Raw genomic sequence first — 25,954 nt, forward strand, 5'->3', positions numbered from 1 at the left:
ACCGGAGTGGTCCCTGTGGATCTCCGGCCTCAGTGCGGATCGGCGATGTGCTGGGTACCGATTCGCTTCCGGAACACCCAGTAGGTCCAGCCCTGGTACAGCAGCACCACGGGGGTGGCGATCCCGGCGCACCAGGTCATGATCTTCAGGGTGTAGGGGCTCGAGGACGCGTTGGTGACCGTCAGGCTCCACGCTTCATTGAGCGACGAGGGCATCACATTCGGGAAGAGGGTCAGGAAGAGCATCGCGACCGCGGCCACGATCGTGACGCCCGACAGTGCGAACGACCACCCCTCGCGACCCGCCTGGTTCGCTCCGAGCGCGGCGACCAGCGCCGACACGGCGATGACCATGGCGACCAGGCTCGCGCCGTCGCCTTTGTCCGCCTGTGTCCAGCCCAGGAACCCGAGCGCCAGCACGGCCGCGACCAGCCCGAGGTTACGGGCGAGCTTCCGGGCCCGCTCCCTGATGTCCCCGACGGTCTTCAGCGCCGTGAACACCGACCCGTGGAAGGTGAACAGCGTCAGCGTCATGAGCCCGCCCAGGACGGCGTACGGGTTCAGCAGGTCCCAGAAGGTGCCGACGTACTCCATCTCCTGGTCGATCTTGACACCGCGCACGATGTTCCCGAAGGCCACGCCCCACAGGAACGCCGGGATGAGCGAGGTCCAGAAGATGGCCTCCTCCCAGTTGCGCTGCCAGTGCTCCTCCGGCCGCTTGGCCCGGTACTCGAACGCGACACCGCGCACGATCAGGCAGATCAGGATGAGCAGCAGCGGCAGATAGAAGCCGGAGAAGAGCGTGGCGTACCACTCGGGGAAGGCGGCGAAGGTCGCACCGCCCGCCGTGAGCAGCCACACCTCGTTCCCGTCCCAGACCGGTCCGATCGTGTTGATGAGGACGCGCTTCTCGACCCGGTTGCGGGCGAGCGGCTTCGTCAGGATGCCGACCCCGAAGTCGAAGCCCTCGAGGAAGAAGTAGCCGGTCCACAGAACGGCGATGAGTACGAACCAGACGTCGTGGAGTTCCATGCCTCAGATCCAGTCCTCGGTCTCAGTACGAGAAGGCCATCGGCCGGTCGGCGTCGCGGTCGTCGCCGCCGATCTTGGTGGGCGGATTGAGGTCGGCTTCGGTGAGCTCGGGGGGCCCGGCCTTGACGTACTTGACCAGCAGCTTGACCTCGATGACGGCGAGGATCGCGTAGATGAGCGTGAAGACGATCATCGACGTGAGCACCTCGCCCTGGGAGACGCCGGGGGAGACGGCGTCACGGGTGCGCAGGACGCCGTAGACGACCCAGGGTTGCCGCCCCATCTCCGTGAAGATCCAGCCCCAGGAGCTGGCGATCAGCGGGAAGCCGAGCGTCCAGATCGCGGCGAGCCAGTACAGCCGCGTGAGCTTCGGTCCGAGCGGCTTCCGGAACACCACCACATGGGGCACCTCGTCCTCGCCGACCCTCGACGCCGGTGGCAGCATGAACTTCTTCCGGGTCAGCCAGAGCCCGGCCAGGCCGATGGCGAACGACGTCATGCCGAAGCCGATCATCCAGCGGAAGCCCCAGTACGTGACGGGGATGTTGGGCCGGTAGTCGCCGGGCCCGTACTTCTCCTGCTCCGCCTTGTTGGTGTCGTTGATGCCGGGCACGTACGACGTGAAGTCGTCGTTCGCGAGGAACGAGAGCAGCCCGGGAATCTCTATGGCGACCTTGTTGTGGCCCTTGTCCACATCGCCGTAGGCGAAGACCGAGAAGGGTGCGGGGCCCTCGCCGTCCCAGAGCGCCTCGGCGGCCGCCATCTTCATCGGCTGCTGCTTGAACATGACCTTGCCGAGGAAGTCGCCGCTGATCGCCGTCAGCAGACCCGCGACGACCACGGTGACCAGGCCGAGCCGCAGCGAGCTCTTCATCACCGGGACGTGCTTCCTGCGCAGCAGATGGAAGGCGGCGATGCCGACCATGAACGCACCGCCGGTGAGGAAGGCGGCGGACAGCGTGTGGAAGACCTGCGTGAGGGTGGTGTTCTGGGTCAGGACCAGCCAGATGTCGGTGAGTTCCGCCCGCCCGTTCTTCTCGTTGATCCGGTAGCCGACCGGGTGCTGCATCCAGGAGTTGGCGGCCAGGATGAAGTACGCGGAGAGGATGGTGCCGATGGAGACCATCCAGATGCAGGCCAGATGGATCTTCTTCGGGAGTTTGTCCCAGCCGAAGATCCACAGCCCGATGAAGGTGGACTCGAAGAAGAAGGCGATCAGCGCCTCGAAGGCGAGCGGGGCGCCGAAGACGTCGCCGACGAAGCGCGAGTAGTCGGACCAGTTCATGCCGAACTGGAACTCCTGCACGATGCCGGTGACGACACCCATGGCGATGTTGATCAGGAAGAGCTTGCCCCAGAACTTGGTCGCCCTGAGGTACTTCTCCTTGTTCGTACGCACCCACGCCGTCTGCAGGCCGGCGGTCAGCGCGGCCAGCGAGATCGTCAGAGGAACGAAGAGGAAGTGGTAGACGGTGGTGATGCCGAACTGCCAGCGCGCCAGGGTCTCTGGCGCCAGAGCGAGGTCCACGTCGTCTCTCCTTACATCGGCGTGGTCACGTCGGCGTGCTCGTCGGATACATCACGGCAGTTTGCCCAGGACATCCATGACATAGCTGGAGCTTCCGGACACGCTTGTGAACGCGTTCACATTCACAAGCAATTATGACCCATACCGAATCCGAACCTGCGAGCGGGGGTCCCCGAGCGACCCACCGGCCGGTCGGTACGCACGAGCCCGGAGGGGCCTTCGGTTCATTCAGCAGATTGTCGAACGGCTGGAATGAGGATCGCCCGCCCCCGGAGCGGGTGCGGGCGATCGCGGAACGTCGGGCGAGGGCTACGTCCTGCTGCGGAAGGCGTCCGCGGCGTGCAGGAAGATGTCGTTCGCCTCGGACTCGCCGATGGTGACCCGCACGCCCTCGCCCGGGAACGGCCGCACCACGACTCCGGCCGCCTCGCAGGCCGCCGCGAACTCGACCGTACGCTCCCCGAGCCGCAGCCAGACGAAGTTCGCCTGCGTCGGCGGAACCGTCCAGCCCTGCTTCACCAGACCCTCGTACACCCGCGTCCGCTCAGCCACCAGTGCTCCGACCCGGCCCAGGAGTTCGTCCTCCGCCTGCAGCGAGGCGACCGCCGCGTCCTGGGCGAGCTGACTGACGCCGAACGGCACGGCCGTCTTGCGCAACGCGGCCGCCACCGGCTCGTGGGCGACGGCGAAGCCGACGCGCAGCCCCGCCAGCCCGTAGGCCTTGGAGAACGTGCGCAGCACCGCCACGTTCGGCCGCGAACGGTAGATCTCCAGCCCGTCCGGCACCTCCGCGTCACGGATGAACTCCCGGTACGCCTCGTCCAGGACCACGAGCACGTCGGACGGGATCCGGTCGAGGAAGCGCTCCAGCTCGGCGCGGTGCACCACCGTGCCGGTCGGGTTGTTCGGGTTGCAGACGAAGATCAGTCGGGTCCGGTCGGTGACGGCGTCCGCCATCGCGTCAAGATCGTGCACGTCGTCCGCGGTCAGCGGCACCGGAACCGATGTGGCACCGCTGATCCGGGTGATGATCGGATAGGCCTCGAAGGACCGCCACGCGTAGACGACCTCGTCGCCGGGGCCCGAGGTGGCCTGGATCAGTTGCTGCGCGACGCCCACCGAGCCCGTGCCCGTCGCCAGGTGCGAGACCGGAACCCCGAAGCGGTCGGCGAGTTCGTTCATCAGGCCGGTACAGGCCATGTCCGGGTACCGGTTGAAATCGCCCGCGGCGGCGACGGCGGTCTCCATCACGCCCGGCAGCGGCGGGTAGGGGTTCTCGTTGGAGGAAAGCTTGAACGCGACCGGGCCGCCGGCAGCGGCCGGCTTGCCGGGCTTGTATGTGGGGATGCCGTCCAGCTCGGCGCGCAGCTTGGGGCTCGTCTCGCTCACCGCAGGTCCTCCTCGACCGTCGTGCATCGTGCTCACCAATACTGCTCACCCTATGAGGATTCCCGGCCGCTGCGAATGGGCGAGCCTGGAACAACCTGGGTACGGGTCGGGAGCCGCGGCAAGGACAGGGGCGCTCTTCGGATCACCGCGCGCCGGTGGCTCGCGCCGTGGCGCGCATCCCTCGTAGTGGTGAGTTGAGACCTCTTCGATACCTCAGCCATTCGGAAGGTCCCCGCCGGTCGGCAGCCATGAGACATACGCAGGAGACCCCAACTTCCTTTTATTCCATGGCAATTGACGACTCATAGCCATGCAGAAACGTGCCTGTCAACGCCTGCATATGCGACCGACTTCACCTCCCCGCCTCGCCCTACTATCGGCCTGCCATGACAGCAGCAGGGAAGCACCAGGTGAGCCGGACGGAGACATCACGCCGGGGCAGCCGGCAAGGCCGAGCAGGCATCCGGGACGTAGCCGCCGCAGCCGGTGTCTCCATCACGACCGTCTCGGACGCGCTGAACGGAAAGGGCCGGCTCCCGGACGCCACCCGCCGCCATGTCCGCGAGGTCGCCGACCGGCTGGGCTACCGCCCGTCGGCCGCGGCCCGCACGCTCCGTACCGGCAAGTCCGGACTCATCGGCCTCACGGTGACGACGTACGGGGACGAACCGTTCACCTTCACGGAGTTCGCGTACTTCGCGGAGATGGCGCGAGCCGCCACCTCCGCCGCGCTCGCCCGCGGCTACGCCCTGGTCATCCTCCCCGCCACCTCACGCCACGACGTCTGGTCCAACGTCGCACTCGACGGCACCGTCGTGATCGACCCCTCCGACCACGACCCCGTGGTCACGGAGCTCGTCCGCCAGGGCCTCCCGGTCGTCTCCGACGGGCGCCCCGCGGGCGCCCTCCCGGTCACCGCCTGGGTCGACAACGACCACGAGGCCGCCGTCCTCGACCTGCTCGACCATCTGGCGGCCGGCGGCGCCCGCCGGATCGGCCTGCTCACCGGGACCACCACGGACACGTACACCCGGCTCTCCACCACGGCCTATCTGAACTGGTGCGAACGCGTCGGCCAGGATCCGGTGTACGAGGCGTACCCCGCACACGACCCGTGCGCCGGAGCGGTCGCCGCCGACCGGCTGCTCGCCCGACCGGACCGGCCCGACGCCGTGTACGGGCTCTTCGACCCCAACGGCACGGACCTGCTCGCCGCCGCCCGCCGGTACGGACTGCGCGTTCCGGACGACCTGCTGCTGGTCTGCTGCAGCGAGTCCACCGTGTACGCCAACACGGAGCCCTCGATCACCACGCTCTCCCTCAAGCCGCGGCGCATCGGCACCGCCGTGGTCCAGTTGCTGATCGACGCGATCGAGGGAGTGGACGGCGGCCGCCCGGTCGAGCAGGTGATACCGACCGAACTCATCGTCCGGACCTCTTCACAGCGGCGCTCTCCCCGAACGACGGTGAGCGCCCCACGCTCACCCTCCCAGGACTAGACCAACGCAATTGGGGCGAAACGACTGGTGAACCGGTGGTGTACCCGGATTCAGCACCCCTGGTGCGTCACACAGCACGATCCGCGTTCCTATGATGGGCGCACGACACCGCGGACCGTCCCCGACCAGGCCGGTCCGGCGGTGAGGGCGGCGCGACGGTGGTGGAGGGGTCGATGACTCAGGGGGCCGGTCAGGGACCCGTGGTGCGTACGGCGACGTTGCGCGACTTCCGCGTCCCGCCGTACGCACAGGTTCCGGTGCAGTCGGAGTCCGCCGGCCATGAATACGTGCGCGCGCACCCGGAGGACTCAGTCCCGCGAGCGGTTCCTCACGAAAACGGGGAGCCCGCCCCACGGCCGGCGCCCGCCGCCGAGGCCCCGCACCGGGCGGCCCCGGCCCCCGGAACGGAGGACGGCACCCGGGCGGCAGCGGTCCGCCCCGAGGAGTCCCTCCCCCAGGCACCGCCGGCGCACCCCGGCGACGCGATCCCGGACGACGAGCCGCCCGAGGGCTACACCCCCACCGAGCGCGACCTGCCGGTGATCAACCGCGGCGACACCGTGCAGGTGACCGTCGCCCCCGCGGGGCAGCCGGCCCCCGCCGCCGAGGGCCTCGGCCCGCTCTACGTGGTCGGTGACGTCCACGGCTATCTGGACGAACTCGTCGCCGCACTCACCGCCCAGGGCCTGATCGACGCCGAAGGCCGCTGGTCCGCGGGCAACACCCGGCTGTGGTTCCTGGGCGACTTCACCGACCGCGGCCCGGACGGCATCGGCGTCATCGACCTCGTGATGCGGCTCTCGGCCGAGGCCGCGGCGGCCGGCGGCTACTGCAAGGCCCTGATGGGCAATCACGAGCTGCTGCTCATCGGCGCCAAGCGCTTCGGCGACACGCCCGTCAACTCCGGCGCGGGCACCGCCACCTTCCAGGCGGCATGGCTCCTCAACGGCGGCCAGAAGAGCGACATGGACCGCCTCCAGGACGTCCATCTGCAGTGGATGTCCCGGCTCGACGCGGTGGTGGAGGAGGACGGGCATCTGCTGATGCACTCCGACACCACCGCCTACCTCGACTACGGCACCACAATCGAGGACGTCAACGACAACGTCCACGAGATCATCAACCGCAACGACGCGGACGAGTGCTGGGACCTCTTCCGCAAGTTCACCAAACGCTTCGCCTTCCGGGACGACGACGGCCCGCAAGCCGTCCGGGAACTGCTCGCCACCTACGGCGGCGGCCGCGTCGTCCACGGCCACAGCCCTATTCCGTACCTGCTGGGCGAGGTCGGCGCGGAGGACTCCGACTCCGAGGGGAACTCGGAGCCGCTGGTGGAAGGGCCGCACGTGTACGCGGACGGGCTCGCCATCGCCATGGACGGCGGAGTGACCATGGCCGGAAAGCTGCTGGTGGCCCAGCTCCCACTCCAGGCCTGAGGCAATCCCGCGCAAGCGATTTCCGGAAACCCCCTGTCACCCCCTGCCGTAACCGCTCTACCATCGGCGTATCCGTAGCAGGCTCTCCTCCGTTTCCGCCCAACTGCCCGACCCACATGGGCAAACCGGCCCTACGGAGCATCGGGGGATGCACATGAACAGCGCTCCGCACCTGCTGGCCGAGGACCGCGCCGAATACGAGCGCATCCTCGACGACGCGCTGCGCTCAGCGCCCGACCGCCCGGATCTCGACGGCATGGGCAGACGGCTCAACGCCGAACAACTGCGCACGATGGCGCTGAACGCCACCGCGCTCATCACCAGCGCCGCCGCCGCCGAGTACGACCACTTCGTGAAGGTCCGCGAGGAGGCACGCGCCTCCGCGGGAACGCCCGCCGGCCACTCGGTTCTCGGGCCCGCGGTCGGGGCGTCCCCGGAGACGGGCGCCGGATTCGCCGCGGTGCTCACCGTCCTGGCACCGGTCCTCGCCGGCACCGCCGCGCTCATCTTCCTGCTCGTCGGCTACATCCTGAAGGCCGTCAGCCCCGACACCGGTTTCGCGGACACCCTCCTGACGGCGGGCTGGTTCTTCGGCGCCCTGACCGCGGCCGGACTCCTCGCCGCCGCGATCGGGCTGCTGATCACCGCCATCCGCAACGGGGCCACCCAGGTGCCCGCCGAGGACGCGACGACCGGCGAACTGCCCGACGAGGTGGCACGCGCCAAGGACGCCTGGCGGCACGCCCTCCTGGAGCGCGGCGTCCTCCCCTTCCTTCGCACAGCCCTGGCCGACCCCAGCGCCGATCCGACCTCCCCCGCCCCGCCCCGCCGGATCAGCCGCATTCCCAAGGTCGGCTACAGCGGCCCCGACTTCTCGAGCCCGAACGACGGCACCGCGGCCGGCTCCCGCCCCACGTTCACGAGCCCGGACTTCACCAGCCCCGAGTTCGGGCCGCCGGAACACCAGCCCGAGTAGCGCTTCCCCACCGGGGATTCGCGCCCAGCCCCACGCGTCGCCGGGCACAACGGCGAGGTCGGGTGCAGCCGCGGGCTGCACCCGACCTCGCCGTTGTGCCGTCGCGGCCGTGGCTTCAGGCCGCGGCCGGAACGGACTTGGGGTTCGCGCCGTACTTGTTCGGCGCCTCCTCGCCCTCCGTGGCCATGAAGACCAAGAGAACGATTCCGCCGACGAGCGGCACGAGGGCGATCAGCAGCCACCAGGCCGACCGACCCGTGTCGTGCAGCCGGCGGAACGCGACGGCGAGCGCCGGAATGAAGATCGCCGCGTAGTAGACGTAGTACGGGATCATCGTGTCGACGGCATAGCCGATGCCCATCAGCACGGCGAGGACGGCGATGTTCACCAGGGTGAACATCCAGTACTCCTTGCGGCGCGCACGCCCCCCGAAACCGACGTAGTTCTTGAGTACCGCCAGGTACCAGCTCACTGCGATTCCCTCCCCTGGCCCCTTGTCAGGGACACATAGAATTTCGGCCAAGCGGCTGATATTTATCCATGAGTCCCCATGGGGTCAAGGGAATTCAGCACCTCCTTGAAACAGCAATCAACCCGCCGCACTTCCGTGATCAACGGAGTGCCGCAAAACGGAACATCCTGGCCCTATCGGCCCTCGCCTCGATGCACTCGAGCACGTACCTCCGCGTGACCGCGATCCCCGATCGCGCCGCAGTGACGGAACCGGCCACGACCGCACGAGGTCGCGGCCGGTTCCTCCATCCGCTCAGTCCGCCAGCGGCAGGTACACCCGGTTCCCCGAGGCCGCGAACTCCTTGGACTTCTGGAGCATGCCCTCGGCGATCTCCGTGTCCGACGCCGCCGGTTCGTCGCCGCCGAACTGCTCCGTGATGCTCCTGCTGATCTTCATCGAGCAGAACTTCGGACCGCACATGGAGCAGAAGTGCGCGGTCTTCGCCGGTTCGGCCGGCAGCGTCTCGTCATGGAACTCCCGTGCCGTGTCAGGGTCCATGGCCAGGTTGAACTGGTCCTCCCAGCGGAACTCGAAGCGCGCGTCCGACAGCGCGTCGTCCCACTGCTGCGCGCCCGGGTGCCCCTTGGCGAGGTCCGCCGCATGTGCCGCGATCTTGTAGGTGATGACGCCCGTCTTGACGTCGTCCCGGTTCGGCAGGCCCAGGTGCTCCTTGGGCGTGACGTAGCAGAGCATCGCCGTGCCCCACCAGGCGATCATCGCGGCGCCGATGCCGGAGGTGATGTGGTCGTAGGCGGGCGCCACATCGGTCGTCAGCGGGCCGAGCGTGTAGAACGGGGCCTCCTCGCAGATCTCCTGCTGGAGGTCGATGTTCTCCTTGATCTTGTGCATCGGGACGTGCCCCGGTCCCTCGATCATGGTCTGCACGTTGTGGCGCTTGGCGATCGAGTTGAGTTCCCCGAGCGTCCTCAACTCGGCGAACTGCGCCTCGTCGTTGGCGTCCGCGATGGAGCCCGGCCGCAGTCCGTCGCCGAGCGAGTAGGTGACGTCGTACGCGGCGAGGATCTCGCACAGTTCCTCGAAGTTGTCGTACAGGAACGACTCCCTGTGGTGCGCGAGGCACCAGGCGGCCATGATCGAGCCGCCGCGGGAGACGATGCCGGTCTTGCGCCGCGCCGTGAGCGGCACGTACCGCAGCAGCACGCCGGCATGGACCGTCATGTAGTCGACGCCCTGCTCCGCCTGCTCGATGACGGTGTCCTTGTAGATCTCCCAGGTCAGCTCCTCGGCCCGGCCGTCGACCTTCTCGAGCGCCTGGTACAGCGGCACGGTGCCGATCGGTACGGGGGAGTTGCGGAGCACCCACTCGCGGGTGGTGTGGATGTTGCGGCCGGTGGAGAGGTCCATGACCGTGTCCGCGCCCCACCGGGTGGCCCAGGTCATCTTCTCCACCTCCTCCTCGATGGAGGAGGTCACCGCCGAGTTCCCGATGTTGGCGTTGACCTTCACGAGGAACCGCTTACCGATGATCATCGGTTCGGTCTCGGGGTGGTTGACGTTGGCGGGCAGCACGGCCCGGCCCGCGGCGATCTCCTCGCGGACGACCTCCGGGGAGACGTTCTCCCGGATCGCCACGAACTCCATCTCCGGCGTGATCTCACCACGCCGGGCGTAGGCGAGCTGCGTCACCGCCTGGCCGCCGCGTCCCCGGCGGGGTTGGCGCGGGCGGCCGGGGAAGACCGCGTCGAGGTTGCGCAGACCGCCGCGCGGGGACGTGTGCTTGATGCCGTCGTCCTCGGGCCGCACGGGACGGCCGGCGTACTCCTCGGTGTCGCCGCGTCCGACGATCCAGTTCTCGCGCAGCGGCGGCAGACCGCGGCGCACGTCCGTATCGGCGTGCGGATCGGTGTACGGACCGGACGTGTCGTACAGGGTGACGTCCTTGCCGTTGGTCAGGTGCACCTGGCGGACCGGCACCCGGATGTCGGGGCGTGAGCCCTCGACGTATCCCTTGTGCCAGCCGATGGACTTCCCCGCCCCGGACGATCCGGAGGCAGGCGTGCGCGTGTCCGATGTGGTCATGAGACCTACTCCCTACGCCGGCATTACCCGGTAACAGGTTCGGCGGTCGGCGCAGCTGTCCCGTACGGTCGTACGGCGGGTCAGCGCCCTCTCAGCCCGGTGCTCCGAGCTCCCGCGTGTGCAAAGGTGTCACCACGCTAGCGCCCCATCGGGCGTGCTGAACAGTGGGCCCCGTTCGTTCTTGCGATGATCTGTCGGTGACTTCCTCCCAGCAGACGCCACAACCGGACCACAGCACGGGCGGTCAGCCGCACTCCCACGGCCACGCCCACGCCCACGCCCATGGGCCGGCCGCCCCCGTTTCGCGGCATCTGCGGCGGGTCATCGCCGCGGTCCTCATCCCGTTCGCCGCCGCGGTGGTGGTCGGCCTGGTCGCCCTCTGGCCCGGCGGTGCGCCGGAGCACGAGCGCACGGGTGTCGGCTTCGACCGGCAGACGGAACAGGCCCGGGTGGTCCGGGTGCAGGAGGTCGACTGCTCCGAGGTGAACGCCGGGCAGGTGCCGCCGACGGGTGACACCACGACCCCCGAGGGCCGTGAGGCGGTCAACTCCCAGCAGGGAAAGTGCAAGAAGGCGACGGTCGAGATCACGTCCGGAAAGGACAAGGGGCGCACGTTCATCGAGATCGTCCAGCCGGACGCCTCGCGCCAGCTGAAGCAGGGGCAGGGCGTGGTCGTGGCGTACGCGCCCGACGCGCCGCGTGATCTCCAGTACTCGGTGAGCGATGTGAACCGGGACTTCCCGATGATGCTGCTCGCCGGGATCTTCGCGGTCGTCGTCGTGCTGGTCGGCCGGCTGCGCGGGGTGATGGCGCTGATCGCGCTGGTGCTGAGCTTCGCCGTACTGACCCTGTTCATCCTGCCGGCCATCCTTCAGGGCTCGAATCCGCTGATCGTGGCCGTGGTCGGGGCAAGCGCGATCATGCTGATGGCGCTGTACCTCTGCCACGGGCTGAACGCCCGCACATCGGTCGCGGTGCTGGGGACGCTGATCTCGCTGCTGCTGATCGGGCTGCTCGGCTCGGTGTTCATCGGCTGGGCGTCCCTGTCCGGGAACACGGACGACAACACCGGCCTGATCCACGGTCTGTATCCGAACATCGACATGTCCGGCCTGCTTCTGGCGGGAGTCATCATCGGTTCGCTCGGCGTGCTCGACGACGTCACGGTGACCCAGACCTCGGCCGTGTGGGAGCTGCACCAGGCGGATCCGGCCATGGGTCCGCGCGGCCTCTACAAGGCGGGCATCCGGATCGGCCGCGACCACATCGCCTCGGTGGTCAACACGCTCGTACTGGCCTACGCCGGCGCCGCGTTGCCCCTTCTCCTGCTGTTCTCGATCGCGCAGTCGGGGGTGGGCGCGGTGGCGACCAGCGAGTTGGTGGCGGAGGAGATCGTCCGAACCCTCATCGGCTCGATCGGTCTGGTGGCATCGGTGCCGGTGACCACGGCACTGGCCGCGCTGGTGGTCTCCGCCGACCGGCCCGGCGGCACGGTGACCGGTGTGGCCGCGGGAGCGGTGCGCAGCAGGGGCCGGCGCCGGCGGGCGAAGTAGCTCCCTCGCGCACGGCCGGCGAGGAGCGCTCGTGGTCGGCAGGCGGGCGTCGTGGTCGGCAGGCGGTCAGCCGGCGGCTTCCTCGGCGAGGATCCGGCCCAGGGCGGCTTCCAGGTTGTCCTCGAAGTCGCCGAGCGTGCGCTCCTGTCCCAGCGGGACCAGTTTGTCGGTCCGGTCGAGGAAGGCCACCAGGGGTGCGGCTCCGGCCCGGAACAGCGCCCGGTCGACGCCGACCTGGAGCCGGATGTGGACGTCGGACAGCCCCTCCGGCTCGGTCGGGGCGATGTGCACATCGCCGTCCCCGCTGGGGCCGTTGATCCCGTCCAGCAGCAGCTCCCGGCCGAACGCCCAGGTCACGGGGGCGTCCCCGGGCAAGTGGAACGTCATGCGCACCGCATAGGGGTCTCTCGTCTCGTACGTGAGCTCCACAGGGATCCGGAAGGAGAGTTCCTCAGACACCAGGAAGCTCATCAGGACCTCTGCCTGAACCGACTCGCGCATCGTGTTAACCCCGCAGTGGATGAGGCACCTCGTGAAAACGGCCGGGAAGGTTCCCCCGGGGCCCGCCCCGCCATCGTGCTGTAAGTGACCGGTAGATCACAAGGAGTAGTTTTTCAGATACTGATAGAGAAGGCGAACGAACTGAGCAGACTGCCCACGCCACTGCGTAGTTGTTCGACCGCCGGAATCAAACGATCCTCCTGGTGCAGTGGAAGGGAAATCGCCATCGCGCCGGCCGTGGAGCCCACGGTGACGGGAATGGCCGCACAGACCGTACCCAGGGCGTATTCCTGCCGCTCGATCACCGGCTGCATCTGCCCCATCGCCCCGAGCCGTTCCAGCAGACTCCCCCGATTGCGCACCGTATAAGGCGTGATCCGGTCCACCGGGTGCCGGTCGAGATGATCCTTGCGGGCCCGTTCGTCGAGCTGGCCGAGCAGGCACTGGCCGAGGGCGTGTGCATGACCCGTCTCCCGGAAGTCCGCCCATTCCTCCACCGCGGGCGCGTAAGGGGTGTCGGCCACGGCGACGAGTTCGATCTCCTCCTCCCGGTAGAGGGCGAAATAGACCGGTACACCGATGGAGTCCCGCCAGTGCGCCAGGGATTCCTCGATCTTGGTGCGACGATTCTGCATCGCGCCCCCCATCGCCAGCCGCACCGCGGCCTCACCGAAGACGAACACGCCCTTCTCACGTCGCAGATAGCCCTCGTGGGCCAGGGTCCGCAGCAGGTGGTAGGCGGTGGGGAGGGGCAGGCCCGCCTCACGTGCGAGTTGCTTGGCCGGGGCTCCGTCGGCGTGGCAGGCCACGGCCTCCATGAGCCGCAGAGCCCGCTGCACCGAACCGATCAGCGTCGGAGCGGCGGGCGAAGTGGTGGTGGGCGCAGAACTGGTAGCCAATGCCGTGGCCAAAGGTCACCCCCAGGCATGGTGACGGGCGGACCGCCCGCGTGCGGGGGCCGCCCCCGCACGCCCGCCGCGCTCCCCGAGGGCCTGGGCTGCTCCTGAGACCGAATTCGGGAACTGTCCAGGAAGTCGCACGAACCGCTGCTCACGGTGAGCTTCGACCGGGGATTCCCGGGGACGGCGGAGGATTGCCACTCTAATGGCAGCCTCCGACAGGCAGCGGGGATCGTCTGCGGCATTCCCCCGCGCGGGCTAACGGGCGTACGCACCTGCCGTTTTCCGCCCCGCGAAAGCCACGCCCCGCGCTCCCCTCGCGCGTCCGGCGCACTCTCCCCCGGCCGGTGACCCTACCCGCCCGGCCGCTTACCAGTCGCTCTTCGAGGATGACGAGCTCATGAACTTCCGCACGACGTAGACCAGTCCGCCCACGATCGCCACGAAGAGCAGGACCTTGAAGAGCAGCCAGATCACAAAGCCGACAAAACTCGCGATCATCCCGCCGAAGACGACAAGGGCGATCAGAGGGATGGCGACCCACTTCACCCACCAGGGCATCCCCGTCAGTATCTCCCGCACCGCCATCGTCCCTACCTCGCTTCTGTGAGTGCTCCTGCTGTCGATGCTAGAGGCGGGACGGTGGTCCGCGGGGTGCCCGCGCCCCCCGAAGTCCCCTGAGACTTCCCCTAGGGCAAACCGGGCCGGCCGGTCAGCTCTCGGGCGGGGAGAAGACGACGAGCACCCGGAGATCCTCGCTGATGTGGTGGAACCTGTGGGCCACTCCCGCCGGGACGTAGACCACGCTGCCCCGCCCCACCTGGGTCGTCTCCGTACCGACCGTGATCGAGGCACGGCCGCTGACGACGAAGTAGACCTCGTCCTGCTGGTGCGGCTGCTGCGGGTCCAGCGCCCCCGCGTCCAGCGCGTACAGCCCGACCGACATGTTCCGCTCTCGCAGGAACTGCAGATACGCCCCGTCGTTGGCGGCACGCTCCGCCTCGAGCTCGTCCAGCCGGAATGCCTTCATAGTCCGTCCGCCCTGCCATCGGTCCGATCACGTCTGCCACGATCAGACACATGAAGAATTTCCTCGTCAAGACGATCGCGAACGCCGGGGCACTCGCCGTGGCGATCTGGCTGGTCCAGGACATCACGCTCACCGGCGACAGCACCGCGAAGCAGACCGTCACCCTGATCATCGTGGCCCTGCTCTTCGGCCTGGTGAACTTCTTCGTCAAGCCGATAGTCAGGCTGCTGACGCTCCCCCTGTTCATCCTCACCCTCGGCCTGATCACGCTGGTCGTCAACGCCCTGATGCTGCTGCTGACCTCGTGGCTCGCGGACGTCCTGGATCTGGACTTCCACGTGGAGGGCTTCTGGACGGCCGTGCTCGGCGGTCTGATCATCTCGATCGTGTCGTGGGCGCTGAACGTGGTGCTCCCCGACGGCAAGGACTGAACGCACGATGCCCTTCTCCGTCTGCTTCGTCTGCACCGGCAACATCTGCCGGTCGCCGATGGCCGAGTCCGTGTTCCGGGCCCGGGTGGACGACGCCGGACTCCACGGCCTCGTCGTCGTGGACAGCGCAGGCACGGGAGACTGGCACGAGGGCGAGGGCGCCGACGCCCGCACCGTCGACGTCCTGCGGGCCAACGGCTACGCCTCCGGTCATGTCGCCCGGCAGTTCCGTCCCTCGTGGTTCTCCCGGCTGGACCTCGTGATCGCTCTCGACCGGGGTCATCTGCGGGAGCTGCGCAGGCTGGCACCGACCGCGGCGGACACCGCGAAGATCCGGCTACTGCGCTCGTACGACCCGGCCGCCGGTGACGACCTCGACGTCCCCGACCCCTACTACGGCGGAACGGACGGCTTCGAGGAGTGCCTGGGCATGGTGGAGGCCGCGAGCGAGGGACTGCTCGCCGCGGTGCGCGAGGCGGTGGAGGAGGCTGCGGTATGAGCACGGGTGAGGGCACGAGGGCCGTACGGGCCGGTCTGCCGGAGGCGCGGAAGTACGAACCGGCGCTGCCGGGGCCGGTCTTCGCCGCCCACTACCACCTTCCCGGTGAACCGACGGGCCCGTACACCTACGGACGGGACTCCAATCCCACCTGGACACTGCTGGAGCAGGCGATCGGGGAGCTGGAGGCGCCGGGGGAGACCGGGGTCGAGACCGTCGTCTTCTCCTCGGGCATGGCCGCCGTCTCGGCCGTGCTGCTGTCCCAGGTCCGAGCGGGCGACGCGGTGGTGCTCCCGGACGACGGCTACCAGGCCCTGCCTCTGCTGCGGGAGCAGTTGGAGGAGTACGGGGTCGAGGTGCGGACCGCGCCCACCGGCCGCGACGCCCAGCTCACCGTGCTGGACGGGGCGAAGCTGCTGTGGATCGAGACCCCCTCCAACCCGGGACTCGACGTGTGCGACGTGCGGCGGCTCGCGGACGCCGCGCATGCCGGCGGTGCCCTGGTCGCGGTCGACAACACGCTCGCGACCCCGCTCGGCCAGCGCCCGCTGGCACTCGGCGCCGACTTCGCGGTCGCCAGCGGCACCAAGGGCCTGACGGGCCACGGCGATGTGCTGCTCGGTTACGTGGTCTGCCGGAATCCCGCACCGGCCGCCGGGGTGCGGCACTGGCGCAAGGTCGTGGGCGCGATCCCGGGCCCCATGGAGGCGTGGCTGGCGCACCGCTCGCTGGCCACGCTCCAGCTCCGGTCCGACCGGCAGTGCGCGAACGCGCTCGCACTGGCCCGGGCGCTGGCCGGGCGGACGGATGTCACCGGACTGCGCTACCCCGGACTGCCCGAGGACCCCTCGCACGAGACCGCCGCGAAGCAGATGCGCCGCTTCGGCTCGGTGGTCTCCTTCGAACTGTCCGGCCGTGACCACGCGGAGCGCTTCCTCGCGGCGACACGGCTCGTCGACGACGCCACCAGCTTCGGCGGTGTCCGCTCAAGCGCCGAGCGCAGGGGGCGGTGGGGCGGCGACGCCGTGGCGGAAGGCTTCATCCGCTTCTCGGCGGGCGTGGAGGACACGGACGACCTCGTCGCGGACGTGCTCCGGGCGCTGGACGCGGCGGAGGGCTGAGGCACGCGCGCGGCGGCGGGACAGCCGCCGCGGGCGCCGCCCGGAGCGACTTCCGGGCGGGCGCGAAGGACGGTCCGAACCTCCCCCCTCATGGCTCGGACCGTCCCTCTTCCGCATGCGGTTCCCGAACCGGTGACACATGGCACCACGCACACTCCGCGCGTAGTGCCACATGCGGCGCCCTGGATCAGAATCCGCTCCAGCAAGGCTAGTTGACTCTGCGTCAGTGTCCAATCACAGGAGCGACAGAGAGCTATCGACTTATTTATAGTTGGACGATGGATCTGGCCCTGCTGCGCACATTCGTCACGGTGCACCGGGCCGGGTCGTTCACCCGCGCCGCCGCTCTGCTCGGGCTCTCCCAGCCCGCGGTGACCAGCCAGATAAGGACCCTTGAACGACAGCTGGGGCGGCCGCTCTTCCTCCGCCAGGCGCGCGGGGTCACGCCCACGACCGTCGGCGACGAACTGGCCCACCGGACCGCCCCGCATCTGGACGCACTCGTCGAGATCGTGGAGGCGGGCCTGGACGACGAGTCCGGCGTACGCACCCTCCACCTCGCCGGACCGCCCGAGTTCACCTCCGCACGAGTGCTGCCCGCACTGGCCCCGCTGGTCTCGCAGGGACTGGCGCTGAGGGCGTCCTTCACGGGCAACGCCGAGGAGGCACTCGAGGGCCTGGCGGCCGGGCACCACGAGCTCGCCGTGACCACGGCCCGGCCTCGCGGCGGCCTGCTCGCGTCGACCCCGCTCTGCGACGAGGAGCACGTACTGGTCGCCTCCCCGCGCTGGGCGGCCCGGCTGGGCGACGGAGTGCTGCTGCGCAAGGGCGCCGTCGTGCTGGAGCAGCTGCCGGTCGTCGAGGTCCACGAGTCCCTGCCGTTCGTCTCCCGCTACTGGTCCTCCGTCTTCGACAGCCGGCCGCCCGCCGTGGCCGCCGTCATCGCACCCGACTTGCGGGCCGCGCGGGAATCGGCCGCCGCCGGGGCCGGGCTCGCGGTGCTGCCCCGCTATCTGTGCCGGGGCGATCTCGGCAGCGGCCGGCTGGTGGCGCTGCTGGAGCCTCCCGTTCCACCACTGCGCACGTACTTCCTCGTCGTCCGGACCGGCACGCTCGCACTGCCGCACATCGCACGCGCGCACGAGGGACTGTTGCGCGCCGCGGCCGCCTGGTGACGGCCGGCGACAGCGAAGGGGACGGGAGTTTCAGAACGGGTGTCGTGGGCCACTCTCTGACCATGACCGAACGGCCAGTGGTCAAGCGCACCGCACGCGCCATCCTGCTCGACGGCGACGACCTCGTCCTGATCAAGCGCACCAAGCCGGGGATGGACCCGTACTGGGTCACTCCCGGCGGCGGGGTGGAGCCCGAGGACGCGACCGTCGTCGAAGCCCTCCACCGCGAGGTGGACGAGGAGCTCGGCGCCAAGATCGTCGATGTGGTGCCCTGCTTCGTGGACACCGTCGAGCACATCGTGGACGGCGGCGTCTCGGGCGTGAAGGTGCAGCACTTCTTCGTCTGCCGTCTGGTGGCCATGGACGAGTCCCGGCGACACGGCCCCGAGGTGGAGGATCCCTGCGGCGAGTACGAGATCGTCCGGGTGCCCTTCAGCCGCGTCGGGATCGCCGCCGTCCATCTCGTGCCGCTGTCACTGCGGCACTACCTGGACGGCAACATCGAGGGGGTCCGGGCGATGCACGCACCCGACCTGGGCTGAGCACTCCCGGTCCGGACCGCCCCGCGCCCTGCCCGAGGGCCTGTTGCCGCCTCGTGCCGGGGCCGCCGCGACGGGACACCGAGGGCCGTCAGTCGTCGGCGGCGACGAGCTCCTCGAGCGAGTCGTGACGGATCCGCTCCGACGGGATGCCGACGCCCCTGAGCGTGTCCACTCCGCTGCGGATCATCCCGACCGGGCCGGACAGGAACGCGTCGTACTCGTTCCACGGCCCGTACTCGAGCACGGCGTCGGGCAGCTGCGTCCGGCCGTCGACGACGGGGCGTACCTGCAGCCACGGATGGCTCTGCTGGAGCCGCAGCATCGTGTCGATGTCGTAGAGGTCGTGATCGCTGCGCGCCCCGTAGAACACCTCCACCGGACGCCGCTCACCGTGCTCGGCAACGTCCTCGACCAGCGCCTTGATGGGCGCGATGCCGGTACCGCCGCCCAGGCAGAGCATCCCGTTGTCGGTGGTGTGGTCGACGACCATCGATCCCGCCGGCGGGCCCAGCCGGAGCACATCGCCGGGCCGGGCGTGATGGACCAGGGCATTGGAGACCCAGCCCGCCGGGACGGCCTTCACATGGAACGAGAGCAGTCCGTCGGAACGCGGCGCCCCCGCGAAGGAGTAGTGCCGCCAGATCCTCGGCCACCACGGCGTCTCAAGACTCGTGTACTGACCGGCCAGGAACGGGTACGGCTGGTCGGGGCGCACGGTGACGACCGCGATGTCCGGTGTTCTGAGGTCGTGGGACACCACCTCGGCGTGCCACCAGGCCGGCGCGTGCCGTTCGTTCTCAGCGGCAGAGTCGATCATGATCTGGGAGATGGTCGTGTAGGTCCTGACCCAGGCGGCTTCGGTCTCCTCGTTCCAGGTCGTCGTCGCGTAGCGGGTCAGCGCCCCGATGAGGGCCTCGCCGACGGCCGGGTAGTGCGCGGGCTGGGTGCCGTACTTGCGGTGGCCGCGGCCGAGGTGCTCCAGGTAGTCGACCAGTACGGGCGTGTTGTCCATGTGCTCGGCGGCGGTGAGCAGCGCCTTGAGAAGCCGGTCGCGCTGGGTGTCCATGGCGGCCGGGAACAGGGACCGCAGATCGGGGTGGCGGACGAACAGCAGGGCGTAGAAGTAGGAGGTCACCTTGTCGGCGACCGGGGCGATCTCCTCCATGGTCCGCCGGATCAGGATCGCGTCGGGGGACGCCTTCCGGTCGGAGACCCCGGGGAAGAGACCGGGGCCGGGGCCGCCGGCTCCGGCGTCGGGGGCTGAGTGGGGTGCGTCGCCGCCGTGGGAGGGGGCTGCCTGATGCGGGTGGTAGGGCGCGGGGCCCTGGTGAGGCACCGCGCCGCCGAGGGAGGGGGCGCCGTACTGCGGAGGGCCACCGTGACGGGGATCGGTGTTTCCGTAGCTCGACGAGTCCCCGTGCGCCGCGCCTGCGCCGTACGGGGGGACCTGCGGCGCAGGCGTCTCACGCGGCGCCGCGACCGGTGGCCGCTGAACCTCGGGTGCGGTGCGTGTCTGTGGAACGGCGACTCCGCGCGGCGGGGTCCCGGCAGCCCGCTCGGCTCCCGTGCCGACGGGGCGGATGGAGGCGACCGGACGGCTGGGAGTGGCTATTCGCCCGTCGTCCACCGATTCGGCTCCCTCGTGGGCCGGGTTCTCGGCGCCGCCAGGAGCCGGACGGCCTTCGGCAGGCTGCTTCCGGGGGGTGAACCAGCCTCCCCCGCCCTTCGCGCCGTTCTCACCGGAGGTCCCGTTGTCGGCCGACGTGGTGGTCGGAGCGTCCATTGTGTGCCTCGCCTCGAACATCTCTCGGTCGGTCTGCGCACTTCCGCTGGTCCGGAAGGTGCCTCGATTTCCCCGCTCTGCTCTCAGTGACTCGTGCCCGCCCACATTAGCTGTCGCGATTATGGGATTCGGGCGAGTGGGACCGGATGGTGACGTTGCCCGCAGCGCTCGTCGACGCAGCATCCCAGCTCCCGCCCGGCGGCGGACAAAGAGCGGAAAGTCCGGGTATCCCCACCCGCTTTCCCGTTAGGCTGCATCGCACCCATGTCCGTGTACGTGGCCACGACTCGGGTCTCGTTGGGTATGTCCCCGCACCCGAAACCGTCAAGGGAATCGCACCAGTTCGCGCGCCTCCAGCAGTTCGCATGCCGTCCGGTGCGGCGAGCCGCACCGGACAGATGATGGTCCCCATTCACCGCGTCCGCAACGGTCGCCACGGCAAAGATCTGCGCATCGGGCAGCGAATCCGCAGGGACGACAGAGCCGTTCAGCCATCATCCCGATCTCTGCACAGAGCCCCTTCGCGACCTTCACCACTTCGCGGCACGAAATGCGGGACGGTTCGACCGGCTCCCTGAACGGAACGGCCGACGGACATGAACCCCCGGCGACGGACGCTCTCCGGCTGGGCAATGTCCGGGCAAAGGACTCACGCTCGCGATCTACGCCGAAGTCGACACCCGCCTGCTCCCCTCGTCGGGCTCGAAGAACGACCCCGCCCCGGCACGGTGTTTCACGTGAAACCTCTCAAACGCCCGACTCGGCGGGCCCTCCTCGTCCATGAGTCGGCATCCGCACCGACTCGGACCGTCACTCGGTCTGCTGGGGCTGAGCACCGCGACGGTGCTCGACGGCCCTCGCGGGGGCCGCATGCCTTCGACGGCCGGCTTTGCGAACTGGCCGGTGATCCCCGTCGCTCACCCTTGGTGGTGGGTCGGCCCTCTTTCTCACAACGCCCGGGGACAGGCCCGCTGACGGCCATGTCCGGACCGAGTGCCGGCCGCCCTCGGCAATGACCGGGCTCGCCGCCTTCCCGCGAGGTCGGCCACTTCCCCGAAAGCGGTGGACGAAAGATCACTGCGTCGGACAGCCTGACCTCATGCCAACTCCGTTCACCGAGCTCCCCATCCGGCGTCTCACCACTGCGGACCTGCACTCCTGCGCGAACCTCTCAGAGGACCGGGGATGGCCGCGCGAGGAGCACAAATGGGGTCTTCTACTCGCGGCGGGCACGGGGTACGGCATCGACGACACCGAAGCCGGAGGGCTCGTGGCCGGGTGCGTGGTGACGTCGTACGGCCCGGGGCTCTCCGCCCTCGGCATGGTGCTCGTGGCCGAGCGGTACGCCCGGCAGGGTGTCGGGCGACGTCTGATGCGGCACGTACTCGCCGAGACCGGTGAGACTCCTCTGACGCTGCACGCCACGGCGAACGGACAGCCGCTCTACGAGGAACTGGGCTTCACCCATACCGGACGCGCCGAGATGGTCCGTGGCCGTTTCCATCTCGCCGGTCCGGCGCCCCGGGCCGTGACCCGGCCGGCCACGGCGGAGGACCTCCCGGCGATCCTCGGCCTGGACGCCGAGGTGTTCGGCGTGGACCGGACACATATGCTCGCCCGGCTGCCCGCCTTCGCCGATCAGTTGAGAGTTGCTGAAGCCGACGGAGTCCTCACGGGCTACGCGGCCGCATGGCCGAACATGGAGACCCAGGTCGTCGGCCCACTGATCGCACGGGACACGGAGACCGCCAAGGCCCTGATCACGTCGCTCGCCGCGGAGACGGAACGTCCGGTCCGCACGGACATCGATGTGCGACACGAGGCATTGCTCACCTGGCTGAAGGCGAGCGGCCTGGAGCCGATCGCCTTCAACGCCGTGATGCTCCGCGGCGCTCCCGCTCTCCCGGGCGACTGGACCCGCCGATTCGCACCGCTGACCGTCGCGGCGGGTTGAGCCAGGCGGACCGGCCGCGGTTTCACCCAGGACGAGGCTCAGCGGACCAGAACCTCCAGCGCTGCGGTCGCAAGGCCGTGGTACTGCTCGGGGGCGCTTGCCGGGTCAGTGACGGGCCGCGGCGACCGGGGCCGGCCCGGAGGAGGCCGCAGGCGCGACCAAACGGCTGTCCCGGTGGACGTCCCGGCGCTCGAGGGCACTGGAGAGCACCGCCAGCACCAGAGCCGATCCGGCGAGCAGCGCACCCACCCAGTTGGGGGCGGTGAACCCGAGTCCGGCCGCGATGACGATGCCACCGAGCCAGGCGGCAAGGGCGTTACCGAGGTTGAAGGCGCCGATGTTGACGGCCGATGCCAGTGTGGGCGCCCCCGACGCCTGGTCGAGGACCCGCTTCTGGAGCGGCGGCACGGTGGCGAAACCCAGCCCGCCGACGAGAACGATGGTGGCGGCCGCCGCGGTCTTGTCCTGGGCGGTGAAGGTGAACAGCGCCAGAACCAGGGCGAGGGCGCCGAGCGAGACGAACAGAAGCGGCATCAGCGCCCGGTCGGCGAACTTCCCCCCGATCAGATTGCCGCCGACCATGCCCAGGCCGAAGAGAACGAGCAGCCAGGTCACGGAGGCATCGGCGAACCCGGCGACCTCGGTCATCATCGGCGTGATGTAGGTGATCGCGGCGAACACGCCCCCGAAACCGAGCACGGTCATGGCCATCGCCAGCAGTACCTGGACATTGCGGAAGGCCGCCAGCTCGTGGCGCAGCCGTACGCCTTCGGGCCTGGGCTGCTCCGGAACCAGCCCGGCGACGCCGGCGAGCCCCAGCACACCGAGCCCGGCCACGATCAGGAACGTGGCTCGCCAGCCGATGTTCTGCCCGATGAGGGTGCCGAGCGGGACGCCGACGACGTTGGCGACGGTGAGGCCGGTGAACATCATCGCGATCGCTCCGGCCTTCTTCTCCGGGGCCACCAGGTCGGCCGCGACCACCGAGCCGATACCGAAGAAGGCTCCATGGGCGAGCGAGGCCACCACACGACCGGCGAGCATGACGCCGAAGACGGGAGCCACGGCCGAGAGCACGTTGCCCACGATGAAGAGCCCCATCAGCAGCATCAGCATCCGCTTGCGGGACACCTTGGTGCCGAGCACGGTCATCAGGGGCGCGCCCAGCACCACGCCGAGGGCATACCCGGTCACGAGGAATCCGGCGGTGGGGATCGAGACCTGGTAGTCGTTCGCGACCTCGGGCAGCAAGCCCATGATCACGAACTCGGTGGTTCCGATACCGAATGCCCCGATGGCCAGGGCGAGGAGGGCGAGCGGCACAGGGGATCACCTTCTCAAAAGATTGCGCTTGCTCCTTACAGGCGTTAACAATAATTGCAGACACATTTAATTGCAAGCGCGGGCTATTGCATCAGTCGTCTACTCTTGGAGTCGCGCCACTCCGCAGGGGCCGAGGCCCGGCCCGCACGGACGCTGCTGGACGGAGGAGAGATCGATGACCGCGACGGACCCGGCACTCACAGCACTCGCCCAGAGCTGGTGTGCTCTCTCCCTGCTGCACGGCAGAATCGAGGGCCATATCGAACGGGCCCTCCAGACGCACCACGATCTGAGCGTGCGGGAGTACTCACTGCTGGACGTGCTCAGCCGCCAGCACAGCGGCCCGGGCGGCCACCTCCAGATGAAGCAGGTCGCCGACGCCGTCGTCCTGAGCCAGAGCGCCACCACCCGCCTCGTCACCAGGCTCGAGGACCGTGGGCTGCTGAGCCGCTATCTGTGCGACACCGACCGGCGTGGCATCTACACCGATGTCACGGAAGCGGGCCTTGAACTACTGGCCGCAGCCCGGCCGACGAACGACCATGCGCTGCGCGAAGCGCTCGACGAGGCCGCCAAGGACCCCGAACTCGCTCCGCTGGTCCGGGCGGTCGAGGAGTTGAAGGTTCCCGCGTCCACTGTTCCCGCGCCGGCGGCCTCCACGTGAGGCCGCCAACCGCTGCGCCATGAGAGGCGCATAGGGTGCGGATCATGAGCGATCTGCAGATACGCCCCGCCTCCCCCGCCGACGTCCCCGCGATCGTGGCGTTGCTCGCCGACGATCCCCTGGGCGCGCAGCGCGAGTCGCTCGATGACCCGGCCCCCTACCTGGCCGCCTTCGAACGACTCACAGCCGACCCGAACCAGCATCTCGTGGTCGCCGAGCGTGACGGCCGGACCGTCGGCACCCTGCAGCTCACCGTGATCCCCGGGCTGTCCCGCCGCGGAGCCACCCGCTCGATCATCGAGGCGGTACGTATCCATGCAGATGAGCGGGGCGGCGGGCTCGGCACCCTGCTCATCGAGTGGGCGGTCGAGGAATCACGCAGCCTTGGCTGCCGCCTCGTCCAACTGACGTCCGACGCCTCCCGCACCGACGCCCATCGCTTCTACGAGCGCCTTGGCTTCGAGGCATCGCATGTGGGCTTCAAGCGAGTGCTCTGACGCCTCCCGCCGGCTCCTGTCGGCGCGCGCACCGGTCTTCGAGACGCTGCTTCCGGGGTCTGCCGTCCGGTTCCCGGCAGGCGCAGCCGTGGCGGTTTCACGTGAAACCGCCACCGGCGCCGGCCCGGGGCGGCCGCCCGACCCCGACGCACACGATCCGCCCGTCACGGCACCAGGCCCCGCCAACCCTCCTCGTCCACACCGCCGGGCACCTCGGCGGCCGGATCGTACGGCTGCCGAGTGAAAACGAAGGAGCCCAGGTCGAGATGGACCAACCGCCCGTCAGACCCGCGGACCATGCGCAGGGTTTCGCCCGCGAAGTAGCCGTCCAGCCCGGCCCATGTCCCGTCGGGGCGAGCGCGGAACCGCGAGCCCCGGCCGTTTCCCGACAGTGGGTACAGCTCGACGCCCCGATCCGCGACGAGCTTCAGCCCGAAGCCGGCGGTGCCCCAGTACCAGGCACCCGTCAGTTCCAGCAGCCCCTCGTCCACCTCCGGCATGGGACGCCAGGGCTCCGGGAAGCGAGGCTCGGCCTCCACCACGATGTGCACGAGATCCGCGGCCGCGGCGGCCGGCAGCGGCCCTGATGTGGCATTGGCGAGCACCACGGCGGCCACGCCTTCCTCCGCGTCCGTCCAGAGGCAGGCGACGAATCCCGGCAGCGATCCGGTGTGGCCGATGAGCGTGCGTCCGTTCCTCCGGACGATCTGCACACCGAGCCCATAGGTGCTTTCCCAGTCCCCGGGCTCGGAGGGGGCCGACGAGGTTCGCATCTCGCGCACGGAGTCCGCGCTCAGCACCCGTTCATCGCCTTGGACGAGAAACCCGGCGAAGCGGCAGAGGTCGGCCGCGGTCGACCAGAGCTGACCGGCCGGGGCCATCAGACCCAGGTCCTCCGCCGGTTCGGGCATCAGCACATCCGCCCATGGATGCACCGCCCAGCCGCTCGCATAAGGAGCCCGGGGGGCACAACTCGTGCGGTGCATGCCGAGCGGCTCGAGGAGTTCGCTCCGCAGCGCCTCCTCCCAGGGCTTGCGCCGCACGGCCTCGATCAGCGAACCCAGCAGCGTGTAACCGGTGTTGGAGTAGTGAAAGCGGCGACCGGCGGGGTGCAGCACGGGCTGCTCACCAAGCACGTCGGCCAACTCCGGGCGCAGCGCTCCGGGCGTGCGCTCCCACCATGGGGCGGGGCTCTCTGCCGCAAGTCCCGCGCTGTGAGAGAGGACCTGGGCGATGGTCGCCCCGCCCACGCCCGTTCCCGGAAGGTGTTTGTCCAGTGGATCGTTCAGGTCGAGCAACCCTTCGTCCCGCAGCCTCAGCACAAGCACGGCGGTGAACGTCTTGGTGAGGGAACCGATGCGGTACTGGGTGTCCGCGTCCGACGTGTCCGCCTCGGCGCAGCAGCGGGTGCCGCTCCAGACGAGGCGCCCGTCCCTGGCCACGGCCCCGACGAGGGAGGGCGCGCGTCCTTCGGACTGGGCCACGGCGACACGGTGCAGCAGTGTGCGTTCCGTACTGGGAAGGAGCGCTTCGAAAGGTGAGGTCATGGACCAGATCTATCCGACCGGC

At 69.4% G+C, this 25,954-nt stretch carries 24 protein-coding genes and 1 riboswitch; of the genes, 12 read left to right on the top strand and 12 right to left on the bottom strand.

The window, feature by feature from the left end:
• Nucleotides 1–29 precede the first annotated feature (29 nt).
• The 3 genes from cydB to hisC form a co-directional block, all read right to left on the bottom strand.
• Nucleotides 30–1,031 (bottom strand): cytochrome d ubiquinol oxidase subunit II, encoded by a 1,002-nt coding sequence (gene cydB, locus AB0J10_RS16480; RefSeq protein WP_363062045.1) that lies wholly within the window; start codon nt 1,029–1,031, stop codon nt 30–32.
• Between the two features lie 22 nt (nt 1,032–1,053).
• A complete protein-coding gene (locus AB0J10_RS16485) occupies nt 1,054–2,559 on the bottom strand; it encodes a cytochrome ubiquinol oxidase subunit I (protein WP_363062047.1) in 1,506 nt (501 codons plus the stop codon).
• A 309-nt stretch (nt 2,560–2,868) separates the two neighbouring features.
• Nucleotides 2,869–3,948 carry a histidinol-phosphate transaminase gene (gene hisC / locus AB0J10_RS16490; protein ID WP_363062049.1) on the bottom strand — a complete coding sequence of 360 codons (1,080 nt, stop codon included), beginning with the start codon at nt 3,946–3,948 and terminating at the stop codon, nt 2,869–2,871.
• Between the two features lie 386 nt (nt 3,949–4,334).
• Here hisC and AB0J10_RS16495 point away from each other — a divergent pair, with 386 nt between their 5' ends.
• The 3 genes from AB0J10_RS16495 (at nt 4,335) to AB0J10_RS16505 (ending at nt 7,859) form a co-directional block, all read left to right on the top strand.
• Complete coding sequence (locus AB0J10_RS16495; protein WP_363062051.1) at nt 4,335–5,447, top strand: LacI family DNA-binding transcriptional regulator; 1,113 nt, start codon at nt 4,335–4,337, stop codon at nt 5,445–5,447.
• Nucleotides 5,448–5,620: 173 nt separating this feature from the next.
• Entirely contained in the window at nt 5,621–6,883 is a 1,263-nt protein-coding gene (locus tag AB0J10_RS16500) for a metallophosphoesterase (protein WP_363062053.1), read from the top strand.
• A gap of 148 nt (nt 6,884–7,031) precedes the next feature.
• Nucleotides 7,032–7,859 carry a hypothetical protein gene (locus AB0J10_RS16505; protein WP_363062055.1) on the top strand — a complete coding sequence of 276 codons (828 nt, stop codon included), beginning with the start codon at nt 7,032–7,034 and terminating at the stop codon, nt 7,857–7,859.
• A gap of 115 nt (nt 7,860–7,974) precedes the next feature.
• Here AB0J10_RS16505 and AB0J10_RS16510 read toward each other — a convergent pair whose 3' ends face one another.
• Complete coding sequence (locus AB0J10_RS16510) at nt 7,975–8,331, bottom strand: DUF805 domain-containing protein (protein ID WP_363062057.1); 357 nt, start codon at nt 8,329–8,331, stop codon at nt 7,975–7,977.
• A 294-nt stretch (nt 8,332–8,625) separates the two neighbouring features.
• Nucleotides 8,626–10,413, bottom strand: a complete 1,788-nt coding sequence (gene thiC, locus AB0J10_RS16515) for a phosphomethylpyrimidine synthase ThiC (RefSeq protein ID WP_363062059.1) — start codon at nt 10,411–10,413, stop codon at nt 8,626–8,628.
• Nucleotides 10,406–10,539, bottom strand: a riboswitch (TPP riboswitch). Its footprint overlaps the gene before it by 8 nt.
• A gap of 71 nt (nt 10,540–10,610) precedes the next feature.
• Here thiC and AB0J10_RS16520 point away from each other — a divergent pair.
• The gene (locus AB0J10_RS16520) at nt 10,611–11,966 is read left to right on the top strand and encodes a YibE/F family protein (protein ID WP_363062061.1); all 1,356 of its coding nucleotides are present in this window, start codon (nt 10,611–10,613) and stop codon (nt 11,964–11,966) included.
• A 66-nt stretch (nt 11,967–12,032) separates the two neighbouring features.
• Here the strand turns inward: AB0J10_RS16520 and AB0J10_RS16525 are convergent, their stop codons facing one another.
• The 4 genes from AB0J10_RS16525 to AB0J10_RS16540 all read right to left on the bottom strand — a co-directional run bounded on the left by AB0J10_RS16525 (nt 12,033) and on the right by AB0J10_RS16540 (nt 14,396).
• Nucleotides 12,033–12,467 carry an SsgA family sporulation/cell division regulator gene (locus AB0J10_RS16525; RefSeq protein ID WP_093655546.1) on the bottom strand — a complete coding sequence of 145 codons (435 nt, stop codon included), beginning with the start codon at nt 12,465–12,467 and terminating at the stop codon, nt 12,033–12,035.
• A 113-nt stretch (nt 12,468–12,580) separates the two neighbouring features.
• On the bottom strand, nt 12,581–13,318 hold the full coding sequence (locus AB0J10_RS16530) for a helix-turn-helix domain-containing protein (protein ID WP_363062122.1): 738 nt from the start codon (nt 13,316–13,318) through the stop codon (nt 12,581–12,583).
• 417 nt (nt 13,319–13,735) lie between these two features.
• Nucleotides 13,736–13,948 carry a DUF5326 family protein gene (locus tag AB0J10_RS16535; protein WP_283296995.1) on the bottom strand — a complete coding sequence of 71 codons (213 nt, stop codon included), beginning with the start codon at nt 13,946–13,948 and terminating at the stop codon, nt 13,736–13,738.
• A gap of 130 nt (nt 13,949–14,078) precedes the next feature.
• Nucleotides 14,079–14,396 carry a cupin domain-containing protein gene (locus AB0J10_RS16540; protein ID WP_363062063.1) on the bottom strand — a complete coding sequence of 106 codons (318 nt, stop codon included), beginning with the start codon at nt 14,394–14,396 and terminating at the stop codon, nt 14,079–14,081.
• 50 nt (nt 14,397–14,446) lie between these two features.
• On the opposite strand from AB0J10_RS16540, the gene AB0J10_RS16545 reads away from it, so the two are divergent.
• From AB0J10_RS16545 to AB0J10_RS16565, 5 genes are all read left to right on the top strand, one after another.
• Nucleotides 14,447–14,827 (top strand): phage holin family protein, encoded by a 381-nt coding sequence (locus AB0J10_RS16545; protein WP_363062065.1) that lies wholly within the window; start codon nt 14,447–14,449, stop codon nt 14,825–14,827.
• A gap of 7 nt (nt 14,828–14,834) precedes the next feature.
• Nucleotides 14,835–15,326: a low molecular weight protein-tyrosine-phosphatase gene (locus tag AB0J10_RS16550; RefSeq protein ID WP_363062067.1), complete on the top strand. Its 492-nt coding sequence runs from the start codon at nt 14,835–14,837 to the stop codon at nt 15,324–15,326.
• A complete protein-coding gene (locus AB0J10_RS16555; protein WP_363062069.1) occupies nt 15,323–16,447 on the top strand; it encodes a cystathionine gamma-lyase in 1,125 nt (374 codons plus the stop codon). Before AB0J10_RS16550 ends, AB0J10_RS16555 begins: the two co-directional genes overlap by 4 nt.
• Nucleotides 16,448–16,725: 278 nt before the next feature.
• Complete coding sequence (locus AB0J10_RS16560; RefSeq protein WP_363062071.1) at nt 16,726–17,622, top strand: LysR family transcriptional regulator; 897 nt, start codon at nt 16,726–16,728, stop codon at nt 17,620–17,622.
• 62 nt (nt 17,623–17,684) lie between these two features.
• A complete protein-coding gene (locus AB0J10_RS16565; RefSeq protein ID WP_269729485.1) occupies nt 17,685–18,164 on the top strand; it encodes an NUDIX hydrolase in 480 nt (159 codons plus the stop codon).
• Between the two features lie 88 nt (nt 18,165–18,252).
• Here AB0J10_RS16565 and AB0J10_RS16570 read toward each other — a convergent pair whose 3' ends face one another.
• Complete coding sequence (locus AB0J10_RS16570) at nt 18,253–19,947, bottom strand: globin domain-containing protein (RefSeq protein ID WP_363062074.1); 1,695 nt, start codon at nt 19,945–19,947, stop codon at nt 18,253–18,255.
• A gap of 1,099 nt (nt 19,948–21,046) precedes the next feature.
• On the opposite strand from AB0J10_RS16570, the gene AB0J10_RS16575 reads away from it, so the two are divergent.
• On the top strand, nt 21,047–21,901 hold the full coding sequence (locus AB0J10_RS16575; RefSeq protein ID WP_363062076.1) for a GNAT family N-acetyltransferase: 855 nt from the start codon (nt 21,047–21,049) through the stop codon (nt 21,899–21,901).
• A 105-nt stretch (nt 21,902–22,006) separates the two neighbouring features.
• Here the strand turns inward: AB0J10_RS16575 and AB0J10_RS16580 are convergent, their stop codons facing one another.
• Nucleotides 22,007–23,224 (bottom strand): MFS transporter, encoded by a 1,218-nt coding sequence (locus tag AB0J10_RS16580; protein ID WP_363062078.1) that lies wholly within the window; start codon nt 23,222–23,224, stop codon nt 22,007–22,009.
• A 175-nt stretch (nt 23,225–23,399) separates the two neighbouring features.
• Here AB0J10_RS16580 and AB0J10_RS16585 point away from each other — a divergent pair, with 175 nt between their 5' ends.
• Nucleotides 23,400–23,888, top strand: a complete 489-nt coding sequence (locus AB0J10_RS16585; protein WP_363062080.1) for a MarR family transcriptional regulator — start codon at nt 23,400–23,402, stop codon at nt 23,886–23,888.
• A gap of 44 nt (nt 23,889–23,932) precedes the next feature.
• Nucleotides 23,933–24,385: a GNAT family N-acetyltransferase gene (locus AB0J10_RS16590; RefSeq protein WP_363062082.1), complete on the top strand. Its 453-nt coding sequence runs from the start codon at nt 23,933–23,935 to the stop codon at nt 24,383–24,385.
• A 164-nt stretch (nt 24,386–24,549) separates the two neighbouring features.
• On the opposite strand, the gene AB0J10_RS16595 is transcribed toward AB0J10_RS16590, so the two are convergent.
• Nucleotides 24,550–25,932 carry a serine hydrolase domain-containing protein gene (locus AB0J10_RS16595; protein WP_363062084.1) on the bottom strand — a complete coding sequence of 461 codons (1,383 nt, stop codon included), beginning with the start codon at nt 25,930–25,932 and terminating at the stop codon, nt 24,550–24,552.
• Nucleotides 25,933–25,954 lie beyond the last annotated feature (22 nt).

This window comes from Streptomyces sp. NPDC049887 (assembly GCF_040656535.1).
GTDB lineage: Bacteria > Actinomycetota > Actinomycetes > Streptomycetales > Streptomycetaceae > Streptomyces.

Coding starts and splice junctions, on each gene's coding strand:
- thiC (WP_363062059.1), bottom strand. CDS start 10,413: ATGACCACATCGGACACGCGCACGCCTGCCTCCGGATCGTCCGGGGCG.
- AB0J10_RS16565 (WP_269729485.1), top strand. CDS start 17,685: ATGACCGAACGGCCAGTGGTCAAGCGCACCGCACGCGCCATCCTGCTC.
- AB0J10_RS16545 (WP_363062065.1), top strand. CDS start 14,447: ATGAAGAATTTCCTCGTCAAGACGATCGCGAACGCCGGGGCACTCGCC.
- AB0J10_RS16575 (WP_363062076.1), top strand. CDS start 21,047: ATGCCAACTCCGTTCACCGAGCTCCCCATCCGGCGTCTCACCACTGCG.
- AB0J10_RS16590 (WP_363062082.1), top strand. CDS start 23,933: ATGAGCGATCTGCAGATACGCCCCGCCTCCCCCGCCGACGTCCCCGCG.
- AB0J10_RS16500 (WP_363062053.1), top strand. CDS start 5,621: ATGACTCAGGGGGCCGGTCAGGGACCCGTGGTGCGTACGGCGACGTTG.
- AB0J10_RS16540 (WP_363062063.1), bottom strand. CDS start 14,396: ATGAAGGCATTCCGGCTGGACGAGCTCGAGGCGGAGCGTGCCGCCAAC.
- AB0J10_RS16585 (WP_363062080.1), top strand. CDS start 23,400: ATGACCGCGACGGACCCGGCACTCACAGCACTCGCCCAGAGCTGGTGT.
- AB0J10_RS16505 (WP_363062055.1), top strand. CDS start 7,032: ATGCACATGAACAGCGCTCCGCACCTGCTGGCCGAGGACCGCGCCGAA.
- AB0J10_RS16550 (WP_363062067.1), top strand. CDS start 14,835: ATGCCCTTCTCCGTCTGCTTCGTCTGCACCGGCAACATCTGCCGGTCG.
- cydB (WP_363062045.1), bottom strand. CDS start 1,031: ATGGAACTCCACGACGTCTGGTTCGTACTCATCGCCGTTCTGTGGACC.
- AB0J10_RS16495 (WP_363062051.1), top strand. CDS start 4,335: ATGACAGCAGCAGGGAAGCACCAGGTGAGCCGGACGGAGACATCACGC.
- AB0J10_RS16570 (WP_363062074.1), bottom strand. CDS start 19,947: ATGGACGCTCCGACCACCACGTCGGCCGACAACGGGACCTCCGGTGAG.
- AB0J10_RS16555 (WP_363062069.1), top strand. CDS start 15,323: ATGAGCACGGGTGAGGGCACGAGGGCCGTACGGGCCGGTCTGCCGGAG.
- AB0J10_RS16595 (WP_363062084.1), bottom strand. CDS start 25,932: ATGACCTCACCTTTCGAAGCGCTCCTTCCCAGTACGGAACGCACACTG.
- AB0J10_RS16560 (WP_363062071.1), top strand. CDS start 16,726: ATGGATCTGGCCCTGCTGCGCACATTCGTCACGGTGCACCGGGCCGGG.
- AB0J10_RS16525 (WP_093655546.1), bottom strand. CDS start 12,467: ATGCGCGAGTCGGTTCAGGCAGAGGTCCTGATGAGCTTCCTGGTGTCT.